The 13,611-nt window shown below is 66.7% G+C and carries 13 protein-coding genes; 8 read left to right on the plus strand and 5 right to left on the minus strand.

Going from position 1 to position 13,611, the window contains the following annotated elements; translation table 11 throughout:
• Positions 1-4 precede the first annotated feature (4 nt).
• The 3 genes from JYG32_RS06230 (at position 5) to JYG32_RS06240 (ending at position 3,134) form a co-directional block, all read left to right on the plus strand.
• Positions 5-1,042: an ABC transporter permease subunit gene (locus JYG32_RS06230; RefSeq protein WP_174382917.1), complete on the plus strand. Its 1,038-nt coding sequence runs from the start codon at positions 5-7 to the stop codon at positions 1,040-1,042.
• Between the two features lie 84 nt (positions 1,043-1,126).
• Positions 1,127-2,071 (plus strand): ABC transporter substrate-binding protein, encoded by a 945-nt coding sequence (locus JYG32_RS06235; RefSeq protein WP_065500159.1) that lies wholly within the window; start codon positions 1,127-1,129, stop codon positions 2,069-2,071.
• Between the two features lie 127 nt (positions 2,072-2,198).
• Positions 2,199-3,134, plus strand: a complete 936-nt coding sequence (locus JYG32_RS06240; RefSeq protein WP_213265001.1) for a carbohydrate kinase family protein — start codon at positions 2,199-2,201, stop codon at positions 3,132-3,134.
• Between the two features lie 22 nt (positions 3,135-3,156).
• Here JYG32_RS06240 and JYG32_RS06245 read toward each other — a convergent pair whose 3' ends face one another.
• From JYG32_RS06245 to JYG32_RS06255, 3 genes are all read right to left on the minus strand, one after another.
• Positions 3,157-4,887, minus strand: a complete 1,731-nt coding sequence (locus tag JYG32_RS06245; RefSeq protein ID WP_174382919.1) for a SulP family inorganic anion transporter — start codon at positions 4,885-4,887, stop codon at positions 3,157-3,159.
• A gap of 24 nt (positions 4,888-4,911) precedes the next feature.
• Positions 4,912-5,538, minus strand: coding sequence for a ParB-like protein (locus JYG32_RS06250; protein ID WP_174382920.1), 627 nt, complete (start codon positions 5,536-5,538; stop codon positions 4,912-4,914).
• A gap of 129 nt (positions 5,539-5,667) precedes the next feature.
• Positions 5,668-6,210, minus strand: a complete 543-nt coding sequence (locus JYG32_RS06255) for a GNAT family N-acetyltransferase (RefSeq protein WP_174382921.1) — start codon at positions 6,208-6,210, stop codon at positions 5,668-5,670.
• Positions 6,211-6,491: 281 nt separating this feature from the next.
• Between JYG32_RS06255 and JYG32_RS06260 the strand changes: the two genes are divergently transcribed.
• The 4 genes from JYG32_RS06260 to JYG32_RS06275 all read left to right on the plus strand — a co-directional run bounded on the left by JYG32_RS06260 (position 6,492) and on the right by JYG32_RS06275 (position 11,605).
• On the plus strand, positions 6,492-7,712 hold the full coding sequence (locus tag JYG32_RS06260; protein ID WP_213265002.1) for an MFS transporter: 1,221 nt from the start codon (positions 6,492-6,494) through the stop codon (positions 7,710-7,712).
• A gap of 215 nt (positions 7,713-7,927) precedes the next feature.
• Entirely contained in the window at positions 7,928-8,746 is an 819-nt protein-coding gene (locus tag JYG32_RS06265; protein ID WP_174382923.1) for a TetR/AcrR family transcriptional regulator, read from the plus strand.
• A 157-nt stretch (positions 8,747-8,903) separates the two neighbouring features.
• Complete coding sequence (locus tag JYG32_RS06270; RefSeq protein ID WP_174382924.1) at positions 8,904-10,658, plus strand: AMP-binding protein; 1,755 nt, start codon at positions 8,904-8,906, stop codon at positions 10,656-10,658.
• Between the two features lie 29 nt (positions 10,659-10,687).
• Positions 10,688-11,605, plus strand: a complete 918-nt coding sequence (locus tag JYG32_RS06275; RefSeq protein WP_174382925.1) for a DUF1571 domain-containing protein — start codon at positions 10,688-10,690, stop codon at positions 11,603-11,605.
• A 27-nt stretch (positions 11,606-11,632) separates the two neighbouring features.
• On the opposite strand, the gene JYG32_RS06280 is transcribed toward JYG32_RS06275, so the two are convergent.
• The gene (locus JYG32_RS06280; protein ID WP_174382926.1) at positions 11,633-11,917 is read right to left on the minus strand and encodes a PXPV repeat protein; all 285 of its coding nucleotides are present in this window, start codon (positions 11,915-11,917) and stop codon (positions 11,633-11,635) included.
• 296 nt (positions 11,918-12,213) lie between these two features.
• Here JYG32_RS06280 and hfq point away from each other — a divergent pair, with 296 nt between their 5' ends.
• Positions 12,214-12,795, plus strand: a complete 582-nt coding sequence (hfq, locus tag JYG32_RS06285; protein ID WP_213265386.1) for an RNA chaperone Hfq — start codon at positions 12,214-12,216, stop codon at positions 12,793-12,795.
• Between the two features lie 81 nt (positions 12,796-12,876).
• Here hfq and JYG32_RS06290 read toward each other — a convergent pair whose 3' ends face one another.
• A complete protein-coding gene (locus JYG32_RS06290; protein ID WP_213265003.1) occupies positions 12,877-13,584 on the minus strand; it encodes a DUF2968 domain-containing protein in 708 nt (235 codons plus the stop codon).
• Positions 13,585-13,611 lie beyond the last annotated feature (27 nt).

Consider the following 13,611-nt stretch of genomic DNA (forward strand, 5'->3'; position numbering starts at 1 on the left):
CGAAATGATCAACCCGACCAAGCAGCGGAACCTCGCTTCCGCGACGGCCCATCCGGTGGGCGATCGTACACCCCAGTTGCGTGTCGCCGATCATCGCGCACGCATGCAGTCGCTGATACGCACCGCCGGCATGCTGCCGGTGCTGCTGGTTCTGTGCATCGGCTTCGGCTTCCTGACCGACGGTTTCTTCACGCTGCAGAACCTGTCGATCGTCACGCAGCAGGCGTCGATCAACATCGTGCTCGCCGCCGGCATGACCTTCGTGATCCTGACGGGCGGCATCGACCTGTCGGTCGGCTCGGTGCTTGCCGCCGCGGCCGTCGCCGCGCTGCTCGCGTCGACCATCCCCGGCTGGGGCTGGCTCGGCGTGCCCTTCGCGCTCGCCGTCGGCCTCGTGTTCGGCGCGATCAACGGCGGCCTGATCTCGTTCCTGCGCCTGCCGCCGTTCATCGTCACGCTCGGTGCGATGACGGCCGTGCGCGGCGTCGCGCGCCTGATCGGCAACGACACGACCGTGTTCAACCCGCAGTTGCCGTTCGCGTTCATCGGCAACGGCACGATCCTCGGCGTGCCGTGGCTCGTCGTGATCGCGTGTGCCGTGATCGCGATCTCGTGGTTCATCCTGCGCCGTACCGTGCTCGGAATGCGGATCTATTCGGTCGGCGGCAATCCGGAAGCCGCACGCCTGTCGGGCATCAACGTGCGGGCGATCCAGATGTTCGTGTATGCGGCGTCGGGGCTGCTCGCGGGCCTCGGCGCGGTGATGTCGGCCGCACGGCTTTATGCGGCCAACGGCCTGCAGCTCGGCCAGTCCTACGAACTCGACGCGATCGCCGCGGTGATCCTCGGCGGCACGAGTTTCGTTGGCGGCGTCGGCTCGATCGTCGGCACGCTGATCGGCGCGCTGATCATCGCGGTACTGACGAACGGACTCGTGCTGCTCGGCGTGTCCGACATCTGGCAATACATCATCAAGGGGCTCGTGATCATCGGCGCCGTCGCGCTCGATCGCTACCGCCAGCGCGATTCGGCGCGCACCTGACACCCTTCCCGTCCATTCAACCTTGCGGCGCAGGCATGCACGCCTGCGCCCATCCGCCCACAGACTTCACGGAGACACAACGACATGTTCAAGCACAAAGCCGCCCTGACCGCCATCGCCTGCGCGCTCGCATTCGGCGCTTCCGCCGCGCACGCCGCCGACAAGCCGCTCAAATCGATCGGCGTCACGGTCGGGTCGCTCGGCAACCCGTACTTCGTCACGATCGTCAAGGGCGCCGAGGCGCGCGCCAGGCAGCTCAACCCGAACGCGAAGGTCACGGCCGTGTCGGCCGACTACGACCTGAACAAGCAGTTCACGCAGATCGACAACTTCATCTCCGCGCACGTCGACATGATCCTGCTCAACGCGACCGACCCGAAGGCGATCGAGCCGGCGGTGAAGAAGGCGCAGGCGGCCGGCATCACGGTCGTCGCGGTCGACGTCGCGGCGGCCGGCGCGAACGCGACCGTGCAGACCAACAACGTGAAGGCCGGCGAGCTGGCGTGCGACTACATCGCGAAGAAACTCAACGGCAAGGGCAACGTGATCATCGAGAACGGCCCGCAGGTATCGGCCGTGATCGATCGCGTCAACGGCTGCAAGACCGTGCTCGCGAAAAACGCGGGCATCAAGCTGCTGTCGAGCGACCAGGACGGCAAGGGCTCGCGCGAAGGCGGGATGAACGCGATGCAGGGCTACCTGACGCGCTTTCCGAAGCTCGATGCGGTGTTCACGATCAACGACCCGCAGGCGATCGGCAGCGATCTCGCCGCAAAACAGTTGAACCGTCCGGGTATCGTGATCACGTCGGTCGACGGCGCGCCCGACATCGAGGTCGCGCTCAAGTCCAACACCCTCGTGCAGGCGTCGTCGAGCCAGGACCCGTGGGCGATGGCGCAGCAGGCCGTCAACGTCGGCTACGGGATCATGAACGGCCAGAAGCCGGCCAATCCGATGATCCTGATCGAGCCGACGCTCATCACGCGCGACAACGTGAAGACCTACAAGGGCTGGAGCTCCCCGCGCTGATCGCGCCGCCCGCCCACCGGACCGGGCGGTGCCCGGCCGCGTCGCCGCGCGCGACGGCCGGCGCCGCCCGCCCGCTCACTTCAATCGCTGCAAGGCCGCGCGGAACGCCGCGGCATAAGGTTTCCACATGACGACGACGTTCCCCCGCCTGATCGTATTCGGCGAAGCGCTGACCGATTTCATCCGCGACGACGCGCAACGCTGGCACAGCGTCGCCGGCGGCTCATGCTGGAACGTCGCACGCGTCGGCGCGCGACTCGGCGTGCCGACGGCCTTCGCCGGTACGGTCAGCCACGACATCTTCGGCGACGAACTGATGCGCAAGAGCGCCGACGCGGGGCTCGACATGCGCTTCATCCGGCAGGTCGATCGTGCACCGCTGCTCGCGATGGTCGTATCGAAGCAGCCTCCCCACTATTTTTTCATCGGCGAAAACAGCGCCGATCTCGCATTCGACCCGGCAGACCTGCCCGCCGGCGCACTCGACGCGGCGGAGGTCGTGCACATCGGCTCGCTCGGCGTCGTGCGCGAACCGCTCGCGTCGCGCCTGATCGACGTGGCGCAAGCCGCGCGCGCGGCCGGCAAGCGGATCTCGTTCGACCCGAACTACCGTGCGCCGATGGCCGCGCCATCGTATCGCGACACGCTGCGCCGGCTGGCCGGGCTCGCCGACTGGATCAAGGTATCCGACGAAGATCTGCACGGGCTGTTTCCCGAACTCGACGAAGCGGCCGCACTCGCGCAACTGCGCGCGTGGGCGCCCGACGCGACGATGCTCGTCACGCGCGGCGCATCCGGCATGCAGCTCCTGCATCGCGACACCGTGCTGTTCCAGCCCGCGTTCCCGACCGAGGTCGCCGACACGGTCGGCTGCGGCGATGCCAGCATCGGTGGCTGGGTCGCGAGCCAGCTTGCGCGGCCCGATGCATCGGCGGCCGAGCATCTGCGCTACGCGGCCGCGTGCGCGGCGGTCGCCTGTGCGCACGCCGGCGCCTATGCGCCGACGGCGGCGGAAGTGGCCGACATGATCGGTCGCGCTACCGACACCGTGCCCTCGCAATAGACGGCGCCGACACGCCGTCTCGTCACGCGGCGACCGTTCCGTCGCTGCCGTCCGGCGGCATGCCGGCCTGCAGCAATTGCAGGCTCTCGTCGACGCTCAGTTCGGACATCGCGTCTTCGTGCAGCGTATCGTCCGCCGCGCGGCGCAACGCATGCAGCGCGTGCACCTTGAGCCGCACGATCGCGAGCCGCAGCCCGCGCGCCGTGCATTCGGCCGCGAACGTGCGCAACGATTCGATCGTCGTGCCGTCGACATCCGGCGTTTCCTCGAGGCTCAGCATCACGGTACGCGTGTCCGGCGCGGCCTTCATCAGCGCCCGCACGCGGTTCAGCATCCGGTCCGCGTTCGCGAAGAACAGTTGCGCCTCGGGCCGCACGATCAGCACACCCGGCACCGGCTTCGCGTCGGCATGGCTCGCGACATCGACGAAGTCATGGCTGTCGCGCAGCCGGCCGAGCACACTGACGTTCGGCTCGGACAGCTTGCGCAGCGTCAGCAGCAGGCTCACGCCGATGGCAGCGAGCAAACCGTGCAGCACACCGAGCACGAGCACCGCGAGCAGCGCGGCGATCACGACGAGCCGGTCGCGATGCCAGTCCCAGTACGGCCGGAATACGGACGGGTGCAGCGAGTGGCTGACCGCGAAGATCACGATCGCCGCGAGCACGGGCTCCGGCGTGCGCGCGAGTTGCGGCAGCAACAGCCAGACGATCAGCGCGACCACGCCGGCCGCCCACAGGCCGGCGAAGCGCGACTGCGCGCCGGCCGCCTCGTTCGCCGACGTCGCCGAATAGCCGGCACCGACCGGCATCCCGTGCAGCAGGCCCGACACGAGGTTCGCGCAGCCGAGCGCGACGAGGTCGCGGTTCGGCGACACACTGTCGCCATGCTTCAGCGCGAAGTTGCGGATCGATCCGTACGACTCCGCGTACAGGATCAGCATCAGCGCGAACGCGAGTTCGATCGTCTGCATCCACGCATTGCGGTCGAGCTGCGGCAAGCCTAATTCGATGTGCTTGAAGTCGATATGGCCGACGATCGCGATTCCGTAGCGCTGCCAGTCGATCGCGTAGCCGGCTGCGATCGACAGCACGATCACGACGAGCGTCGCGGGCACGCGCGAGCCGCGTCCGAGCACGAACAGCAGCGCCAGCGCGGTCGCACCGAGCACGGCACTCGCGAGGTTCGCATGCGGGGCGCCGGTAATCAGGTCGAGCGCGACATGCGGCGCATCGCTGTGTTGCACGGAAATCGCGAGAATCTTCGGCAACTGCTTGATGACGATCGTCACCGCGAGGCCGAACGTGAAGCCGCGCAACACCGGCCGCGCGACGAAATCCGACATGCCGCCGAGCCGCGCGGCGCCCGCCAGGATGAACAGCACGCCCGTCATCGCGACCAGCGCGGCCGCCAGCGCGAGTTGCGCGGCTAGCGCCATCCCCGATTCGGCGAGCACGGTCGCCGCGAGCACGGCGGCCGACGACGACGTCGACGACACGATCGCGAAGCGGCTACTGCCCGTGAGCGCATAGACGACGAGCCCCGACAGCAGCGCGATGAGACCTGCCTGCGGCGGCAGGTTGGCCAGCCCCGCATACGCGACCGCCTCGGGAATCAGCAGGCCGGCGATCGACAGGCCGGCCAGCGCATCGAGGCCGATGCGCCGCGTGGGCGGCGGCGAGGCCGCGTCGAGCACGGAGAAATGGTCGGCATGCTGCGGGCCGGCGTCGGGGCGGATCGGGGCGGTCGTCATGAGGCGGTCGGCGCCGTGCGCCGGTCAGGGTTTGACGGCGATGACGCCCGACCAGCCGGGCAGATAGCGCGCATCCTGGTCGTGCGCGCGGTGCAGCGCGAGGTCGAGCGCCTTCGCGAAGTTCTTGCGAATTTGGTCGAGCGACACGTGCTGGCGCAGGTAATCGGCCCACAGGAATTCGCTGAACGGCGTCGCGTCCTTCGCATAACCGCCCGCCGTGCGCAGTTCGCCGGCAAGGCTGCGGTACGGATCGTCCTCGAGCCCCGTCAGCACCTTCGGCAAATGCGCATAGTCGCGGCGCGTCCCGTCCGCCCCGAACGGATGTACCCACTGGTTGTGCTCCATCATCCGCCAGAAAATCGTGTCGTCGAGCCACGACAGATCCTTCAGCAGCATCGCGTTCACGCGCGACTCGCCCTCCTCGATCAGTGCGAGGCCGAGATGGTGGTGATCGGTGATGTAGTGCAGCCCGTCCGGGCCGAGGACGGCCGGGAACCAGTGCGATTCGATCGCGGCCTTGCGCGCGCGCTTGTCGAGCGCCTTCCAGTGCTTGCGCTTCGCCTTGACTTCGCGATAGCCCACCGTCATCTGCGTCGGACGCAGCGCGTCGAGCCTGACCGGAATGAGATGAACGTCGGTGCCGAGTGCCATGGTCGTACCCCTGTTGCGAAATTCCGGCAACGATACTCCTGATCGTGCGAGCCGTTAATACGTCATGACCTCGATACGCATCGGATTGACGATCTCTGACAACCGGTCGCGCGTGCGCACGACGCTGCGCTACGCGCGCAGATCGTTGCGCTCGAGACGATGACGAATGTAAGGAATGCCGTCGTGCACGACGTTCACGCGACGCATCCCGAGCTTGCGCGCGACATTCAGCGAACCGCTGTTGGCCTCGGCGATATCGGCAATCACGCGCGGCAGGCGCACGGTATCGAATGCGTGCCGCACGACGGCGGCCGCAGCCTCGCTCGCGACGCCGCGCCCCCATGTCGTGCGCACGAGGCGCCAGCCGATCTCGACATCGCGCGCACCGTCCGCATAGTCGGGAATCAGCAGGACCCAGCCGATGAACGCATCGGGCGCGGCCTTCTCGAAGATCGACCAGTAGCCGAGGCCCGGCGGATAGTCACGCGTGATCCGGTGCGTGACGAAGCGGCGATGCTCGTCTGGATCGTGCCACGGGCCCGCGATGTGCCGCGTGACCTCGGGATCGCGATCCATCGCGAGGCACGCATCGAGATCGGCCAGCACGCGCGGACGCAGCCACAGCCTGGCGGTTTCGAGCACGGGCAGCGCGGCGGCGGAACGTTCGTTCATCGGGACTCCTGATTCGGTGACGATGCGCATCGAGCACATTACAAAATAAATACAAAAAGCCTTCCGGAATGATACGCATGCCTGTCGCCGGTCCGACGCGGCTCCGTTTCCATTTCCGCAACAGTTCATTTCGTAGGGATTATTCCCGATTCGCGGTTATCGCGCCCCACATCGCAATGCGCCGCGGCCTACACTCGATCAGTGCCCCCGCACTGCGCGCAAGCCGGGCCGGCATCCGCATGCACATCGTGAGCGCGCAAGCCAACGAGGAGACCTCGGACATGAGCTGGACCCGCGAACAACGCAACGTCACGATCGCCGCCTACCTGGGCTGGACGCTCGATGCGTTCGATTTTTTCCTGATGGTTTTCGTGCTGAAGGACATCGCCGCCGAATTCGCGTCGACGATCCCCGCCGTTGCGTTCGCGCTCACGCTGACGCTCGCGATGCGCCCGCTCGGCGCACTGATCTTCGGCCGGCTCGCCGACCGCTTCGGCCGCCGCCCGACGCTGATGGTCAACATCGCGTGCTATTCGCTGCTCGAACTCGCGTCGGGTTTCGCGCCGAGCCTGACCGCGCTGCTCGTACTGCGCGCGCTGTTCGGCATCGCGATGGGCGGCGAATGGGGCGTCGGCTCCGCGCTGACGATGGAAACCGTGCCGACCCATGCGCGCGGTTTCGTGTCGGGGCTGCTGCAGGCCGGCTATCCGAGCGGCTATCTGCTCGCGTCCGTCGTATTCGGTCTCTTCTACCAGTACATCGGCTGGCGCGGCATGTTCATGATCGGCGTGCTGCCCGCGCTGCTCGTGCTGTACGTGCGCGCGCACGTGCCCGAATCGCCGGCGTGGAAGCAGATGGAGAAACGCCCGCGCCCGAGCCTCGGGGCCACGCTGAAGCAGAACTGGAAGCTCACGATCTACGCGATCGTGCTGATGACCGCGTTCAACTTCTTCTCGCACGGCACGCAGGATCTCTATCCGACCTTCCTGCGCGAGCAGCATCACTTCGATCCGCATACCGTGTCGTGGATCACGATCGTGCTGAACATCGGCGCGATCGTCGGCGGCCTGACGTTCGGGGCGATCTCGGAACGGATCGGCCGGCGTCGCGCGATCTTCATCGCCGCGCTGATCGCGCTGCCGGTGCTGCCGCTGTGGGCGTTCTCGAGCGGCCCGGTTGCCCTCGCCGCGGGCGCGTTCCTGATGCAGATCTCGGTACAGGGCGCGTGGGGCGTGATACCGGTTCACCTGAACGAGATCTCGCCCGACGAGATCCGCGCGACCTTCCCCGGCGTCGTCTACCAGCTCGGCAACCTGCTCGCGTCCGGCAACGCGACGATGCAGGCGTCGCTCGCCGTTTCGAACGACAACAATTACAGTTTCGCGCTCGCGCTGGTGGCCGGCATCGTCGCCGTCGTGATCGCCGTGCTGATCCTGTTCAGCCGCGAGCGGCGCGGCATCGACATGACGCAATCGGTCAATACACGTAGCACGGTCGGCTGAACCCGCGCATTGCCGCATCGCAGCATCGCGCGCCCCCCGTCCCACCGGGGGTCGCGCGCGATGCTTTCCGCATTTGCACATCGAACTAGAGGAATTTGTCCAGATTCCCCGCTTGCCCGCTCCGCCCGCGTTTTTTTATCTTAATAAAAACGACTGTTTGAATCAGATAATCAAATCACTGTTCGCGGCCGGGCGACCGGCATGGGAGGCGGAACATGGCAGTAAGTCAGGAGGGGCGGCCGTCCGCGGGACGGCCGTCCGGGACGCGGTCATCCGGCACTCGGCAGACCGGCGGGACGAAGGCGCGCATCCTCGATGCGGCCGAGGACCTGTTCATCGAGCATGGCTTCGAGGCGATGTCGATGCGGCAGATCACGTCGCGCGCGGCGGTCAACCTCGCGGCGGTCAACTACCACTTCGGCAGCAAGGAAGCGCTGATCCACGCGATGCTGTCGCGCCGGCTCGATCAGCTGAACCAGGAGCGCCTCGGCATCCTCGACCGCTTCGATGCGCAGCTCGGCACGCACATCACCTGCGAGCACGTGCTCGGCGCGATGTTCATTCCCGCGCTGAAGGCATCGCGCAACCCGGACCGCGGCGGGCCCGGGTTCCTCCGGCTGATCGGTCGCGCGTACACCGATCCGTCGCCGTTCGTGCGCAACTTCCTGACCGCGCACTACGCGAGCGTCGCGGGCCGCTTCTTCGACGCGTTCCAGCGCGCGTTGCCGCACCTGCCGCGCACGGAGCTCGGCTGGCGGCTGCACTTCGCGATCGGCGCGCTGTCCGGCGCGCTCGCGGGTGCCGAGACGGAAAGCCTGATCGACGAATTCTCGCAAGGCCGCACGATGAACGACGTGCAGATGATCGCGCGGCTGTCATCGCTGATCGTCGCCGCGCTGAAGGCGCCGATGCCCGACAGCGCACAACTGTCGATCTTCGCGGCGGTACTCGACGACGCGGGAGCAAGCGAAGCGTTCGGGCTGCCGTCGGGTGCGGCAGCCGCCGATACGGCGACGCTGCATTCCGCGAACTGAGCGCGCGGGGCCACGCGCGACTTCCTGTTCACGCATTGTTTGGTACGCGGGGGCATGCGGCGCGTCGAGGCGCCCGTGTTGATCGCCCGTGAAGCATGGGGCACGGGCAGGCATTGAAGCACCTGCCCGCGCCGAAAGCAAAGACCGGAGACACGTCATGTCATCTTCCGCAGCATCCGCAGCGGCCCAGGTTCCGCCGAACACCGACGGCATCTGGTACGCGTCATACCCGCCCGGCGTACCGCACGAAATCGACGTCGCGCAATACGCGTCGCTCGTGCAGTTCTTCGACGAATGCACGACGCGCTTCGCCGCGCGCGTCGCCTACGTGAGCGCGGGCGCATCGATGACCTATCGCACGCTCGCGCAGAAAGTCGACGCGTTCGCGTCGTATCTGCAAAGCCTCGGCGTGAAGCCCGGCGACCGCGTCGCGATCATGCTGCCGAACACGTTCCAGTATCCGGTCGTGCTGTTCGGCACGCTGAAGGCCGGCGCGATCGTCGTCAACGTCAACCCGCTCTACACCGCGCGCGAACTTGCGCACCAGTTGAAGGACAGCGGCGCGCAGACGATCGTCGTGTTCGAGAACTTCGCGAGCACGCTGCAGGAGGCGCTGCCGGAAACGCAGGTGAAGAACATCGTCGTCACCGCGCTCGGCGACCTGCTCGCCGACGGCTTCAATGCGAAAGGACGCCTGATCAATTTCGTGCTGAAGCACGTGAAGAAGCTCGTGCCGGCCTACCACCTGCCGCAGGCGATCCGGCTGCGCTCCGCACTCGCGCTCGGCGCACGCGGCAAACCGCAGCCCGTGCAGACGACGCGCGACGACCTCGCGTTCCTGCAATACACGGGGGGCACGACGGGCGTCGCGAAAGGTGCGATGCTCACGCACGGCAACCTGATCGCGAACCTGCTGCAGGCGAAGGCGTGGATCGCCGACCAGGTCTCGGGCGACGTCGAAACCGTGCTCACGCCGCTGCCGCTTTATCACATCTATTCGCTGACCGTGAACGCGTTCATCTTCATGGGGCTCGGCGGGCGCAACATCCTGATCGCGAACCCGCGCGACATGAAGATGGTGATGAAGATCATCCGCAACGAAACGTTCACGGGGATCACCGGCATCAACACGCTGTACAACGCGTTCCTCGACAACGAGGAATTCCGCAAGCGCGACTTCTCGAAGCTCAAGCTCGCGATGGCGGGCGGGATGGCGATGCAGCGCGCGGTCGCGGAGCGCTTCCAGCAGGTGACGGGCCGGCCGGTGGTCGAAGGCTACGGCCTCACCGAATGCTCGCCGATCGTCACGATGAACCCCGTAAACCTGAACGACATGGCCTCGTTCAGCGGGTCGATCGGCCTGCCCGCGCCGTCCACCGTCGTGCGCTTTCGCCGCGAGGACGGCACCTGGGCCGCCGTCGGCGAGCCGGGCGAGCTGTGCGTGCATGGTCCGCAGGTGATGCGCGGCTACTGGCAGCGTCCGGACGAGACGGCAAAGGTGATCGACGCCGACGGCTGGCTCGGCACCGGCGACATCGGCGTGATGGACGAACGCGGCTTCATTCGCCTCATCGACCGCAAGAAGGACATGATCCTCGTGTCCGGCTTCAACGTGTATCCGAACGAGATCGAGGAAGTGCTCGTGATGCACCCCGGCATCAGCGAGGCCGCCGCGATCGGCATTCCGGACGAGGTGCAGGGCGAGCGGATCAAGGTGTTCGTCGTGCGCCGCGACCCGTCGCTCACGGTCGACGACGTGCTCGCGCACTGCCGCAAGAACCTGACCGGCTACAAGATGCCGAAATTCGTCGAGTTCCGCGACGCCCTGCCGCAGACGAACGTCGGCAAGATCCTGCGCCGCGCGCTGCGCGACGAGGAACTCGCCAAAATCAAGGCCGCGAAGCAAGGCTGAACGATCCATCACTCCGGGAGACGCTGTCGATGAACGCAGGAAAGAAGCGCAGCGCGCGGCACGCCGCCGCCGCGGCAGTCGCATGCATGCTGGCGCTCGCTCGGCCGGGGCTGCATGCACAGGAAACGGCCGAGGCCGCGAGTGCGGCACAGGAAGTCGCGCTGCCGGCGGACCTGGCGAAAGTCACGCGCGAGCCGGTCGCGCAACAGGCGCGCTGGCTGCGCACGGCCGCGCAGCGCGGCACGCTCGCGCAACTCGACGACGCAACGCTCGCGGCGCTCTTCAAGGCGCTCGATCCGCTCGCCGTGCCGCTCTATATCCGTCATGGTCCTAACGGCTATCCGTCGTACCAGTTCACGATGGTGCGTCAGGAGCGCATCAGCGGGAAATGGTCCGACACGCCCGACCGCATGCTCGTGAAGACCACGCGCGAGCCGCTGCGGGTGTATGCGAAATGGCTGCCGGGCGGTGCGCATGCCGGACAGGAGACGATCTACGACACGACGCAGCGCAAGGACGAGATGTACGGCCATCTCGGCGGCCTGCTCGGCAAGATTCCGTTGTGGACGGCGCTCGACGGCGCGCTCGCGCGCGCTCAGTCGAATCACCAGGTGAAGGATCTCGGCACCGAGTTCATCACGAACCTGTACCTGACCGAAGGGAAGAAATACCTGGAAGCCGGCGTGCAGCGGCCGACCCAGGTGGAGGCAAAGACGATCGGCGGCGTGCGCGTCGTCGCGCTCACCTACGAAACGCCGACCGGCCGGCCTCAGTTCTACGCGAAGAAGGAAGTCCTCGGGCTCGACCTGCACGCACCCTATTTCCGGACCGTCGAATCCTATGACAACGACGGCAAGATCTTCGAGCGGATCGTCATCGAGAAAATCGCGCCGGCGACGCTCGACGACACCGCATTCGACCCGAAAAACCCCGACTACGCGTTCTGATGCGCGCCGGCGGGGTCAACTTCGGAATCAATCGTCATCGTCGCCGCCGTGGTGCCGGCGCCATTGCTTGTATTGGTGCTTGCGCCACTTCCGGTAGCGATCGTCGTCGTCATCGCCATAGTAGCCGTATCCATAGCCCGGATAGGCGACCACGGCCGGCTGCGGCGCCACATAGACCGGTGCCGGCTCGACATAGACCGGTGCGACCGGTACGCCGATGCCGACCGACAGGTCGACATGCCCCGCCATTGCACTGCCGGAAGCCAGCAGCGCCACGCCGCCGACCCACCCTGCCCATCGCCTCTTGTTCATGTTCTGGATCCCTGATATGCCGGCCCATCCGGCTCGCGCGCCTAATGTAGGCGCAGCGCGCGCACCAAGGTGATACGGCGCTGCGAGAGTCGTAACGCGACGTAACGAAACAGCTTTGGCCGTTCGGCCGAATCGCGAAAATGCGCTGGAACGTCTATAGTGGGTTACGGTTCGACACAATCACGACTGCGCGCTTCCCTATCGAACAGGGTAGAATTCCGCCAAACGCCTTGTGGACGAACCACGTCACACACACGCACAACATATTCTCTGACGCAGGCTCCTGCCGCACCTCAATGGCCAATCCCGCAGAATCCCATCCGCAAAACGACTTCATCAATGCGGCGCGCAAGGAACGTAAGCGCGTTGAAATCTATCTCGTCAACGGCATTCGCCTGACGGGGTGTATCGAGTCGTTCGACCAGTATCTGGTGATGCTGCGCACCCCCGTGGGTCTGCAAGGCATCTACAAGCGTGCGATTTCCACGATCCAGCTCGACACGGGCGGCTCGCGCCCGGGCGGCGGCGGTCCCCGCGGGCCGCGCACCGGCGGGCGCCCCGGCGGCCGTGAAGGCGGCGGTCACAGCCCGTACGGCTCGCACGGCGGCCCGCGCGAATCGCGCGGCGACGGCGGCGGCTACGGTTCCCGCGAACCGCGTGAAGGCTATGGCTCCCGCGAGCCGCGCGAGGGTTACGGCTCGCGTGAACCGCGCGAAGGCTACGGCGCACCGCGCGAACCCCGTGAACCGCGCGAAAGCTACGGCACGCCGCGCGACACCGGCGACGCATCCGGCAACGCGTCGCCGTCGGATGCACGCGGCGGCAACGGGCCGGTCATCGTCACGCGCCGCCGGCGAATCGTGCCGGACGGCCAGTAAAACAAAAGGGCAAGCCAAACGGGCTTGCCCTTTTTTCTGGTGCGGCCGGCGCGGCATGTCGCCGCACCGCCACCTCTCGGCTCAACGTGCCGTCGTCGGCAGGCCCGCGTTGGCCTCGCGCTGCAGCGACCGCACCTGCTGCTGCAACGCGCGCAGTTGCGACTGGAGTTCGGCCTGTTGCGCCTGCAACGCGGCCGTCTCGCTGCGGACGCTCTTCTGGCGATCCGAGACTGCCGCCTGCTGCTGGCGTGCGATCGAGATATCGGCCTGCAGACGCCGCGCGCGATCCTGCGTGACTTCGATCTGCTTGTCCATTTGTGCCTTCTGCGATTCCAGCTTCGCCGCCCGCAGTTCGTTGACGGCCAGCCGCTCCGCCTGGCGCGAGAAATCGCGATAGATCGCTTCCGCGCGCGTTTCGTCGTAAGTCTTGATCACGCGCCAGAATGCCTTCTGCTGGAACAGCGCGACGAAATACGCACCGTCCTTCACGTTGAACAGCAGGCTCGCACCGTAGCTGCCGTTGTAGCTCGTGCGCATTTCCGTCAGCGAGTGCGCCTGGATCTGGCGCTGCAGGTCGTCGACCGTGCTCGGCCCCGTCGTCTCGCCCGCCTGCGGCTGCACCGACGTCTGGACCTGCGGATCGATCACCGGAATCGCGGCCACCGGCGCCGATGCCTGCTGCACCGCCGGTGAATCGCTGCCTGCCAGCCCCTGCGCGTAAGCGCCCTGCATGCCTCCCACCATAACGAGCAACACACACGCCCGCCCCAACCCCGTCATATGGCTCATGAAGTTTTATTCCCGCCCGAGTCGTTG

Origin of the sequence: Burkholderia pyrrocinia, from assembly GCF_018417535.1 — a bacterium.
GTDB lineage: Bacteria > Pseudomonadota > Gammaproteobacteria > Burkholderiales > Burkholderiaceae > Burkholderia > Burkholderia pyrrocinia_E.

What these genes read in the sequence shown, in the direction of transcription:
- JYG32_RS06230 (WP_174382917.1), top strand. Translation starts at nt 5, where the DNA reads ATGATCAACCCGACCAAGCAGCGGAACCTCGCTTCCGCGACGGCCCAT.
- JYG32_RS06255 (WP_174382921.1), bottom strand. Translation starts at nt 6,210, where the DNA reads ATGAACGAACGTTCCGCCGCCGCGCTGCCCGTGCTCGAAACCGCCAGG.
- JYG32_RS06275 (WP_174382925.1), top strand. Translation starts at nt 10,688, where the DNA reads ATGAACGCAGGAAAGAAGCGCAGCGCGCGGCACGCCGCCGCCGCGGCA.
- JYG32_RS06265 (WP_174382923.1), top strand. Translation starts at nt 7,928, where the DNA reads ATGGCAGTAAGTCAGGAGGGGCGGCCGTCCGCGGGACGGCCGTCCGGG.
- hfq (WP_213265386.1), top strand. Translation starts at nt 12,214, where the DNA reads ATGGCCAATCCCGCAGAATCCCATCCGCAAAACGACTTCATCAATGCG.
- JYG32_RS06290 (WP_213265003.1), bottom strand. Translation starts at nt 13,584, where the DNA reads ATGAGCCATATGACGGGGTTGGGGCGGGCGTGTGTGTTGCTCGTTATG.
- JYG32_RS06235 (WP_065500159.1), top strand. Translation starts at nt 1,127, where the DNA reads ATGTTCAAGCACAAAGCCGCCCTGACCGCCATCGCCTGCGCGCTCGCA.
- JYG32_RS06245 (WP_174382919.1), bottom strand. Translation starts at nt 4,887, where the DNA reads ATGACGACCGCCCCGATCCGCCCCGACGCCGGCCCGCAGCATGCCGAC.
- JYG32_RS06250 (WP_174382920.1), bottom strand. Translation starts at nt 5,538, where the DNA reads ATGGCACTCGGCACCGACGTTCATCTCATTCCGGTCAGGCTCGACGCG.
- JYG32_RS06280 (WP_174382926.1), bottom strand. Translation starts at nt 11,917, where the DNA reads ATGAACAAGAGGCGATGGGCAGGGTGGGTCGGCGGCGTGGCGCTGCTG.
- JYG32_RS06260 (WP_213265002.1), top strand. Translation starts at nt 6,492, where the DNA reads ATGAGCTGGACCCGCGAACAACGCAACGTCACGATCGCCGCCTACCTG.
- JYG32_RS06240 (WP_213265001.1), top strand. Translation starts at nt 2,199, where the DNA reads ATGACGACGACGTTCCCCCGCCTGATCGTATTCGGCGAAGCGCTGACC.
- JYG32_RS06270 (WP_174382924.1), top strand. Translation starts at nt 8,904, where the DNA reads ATGTCATCTTCCGCAGCATCCGCAGCGGCCCAGGTTCCGCCGAACACC.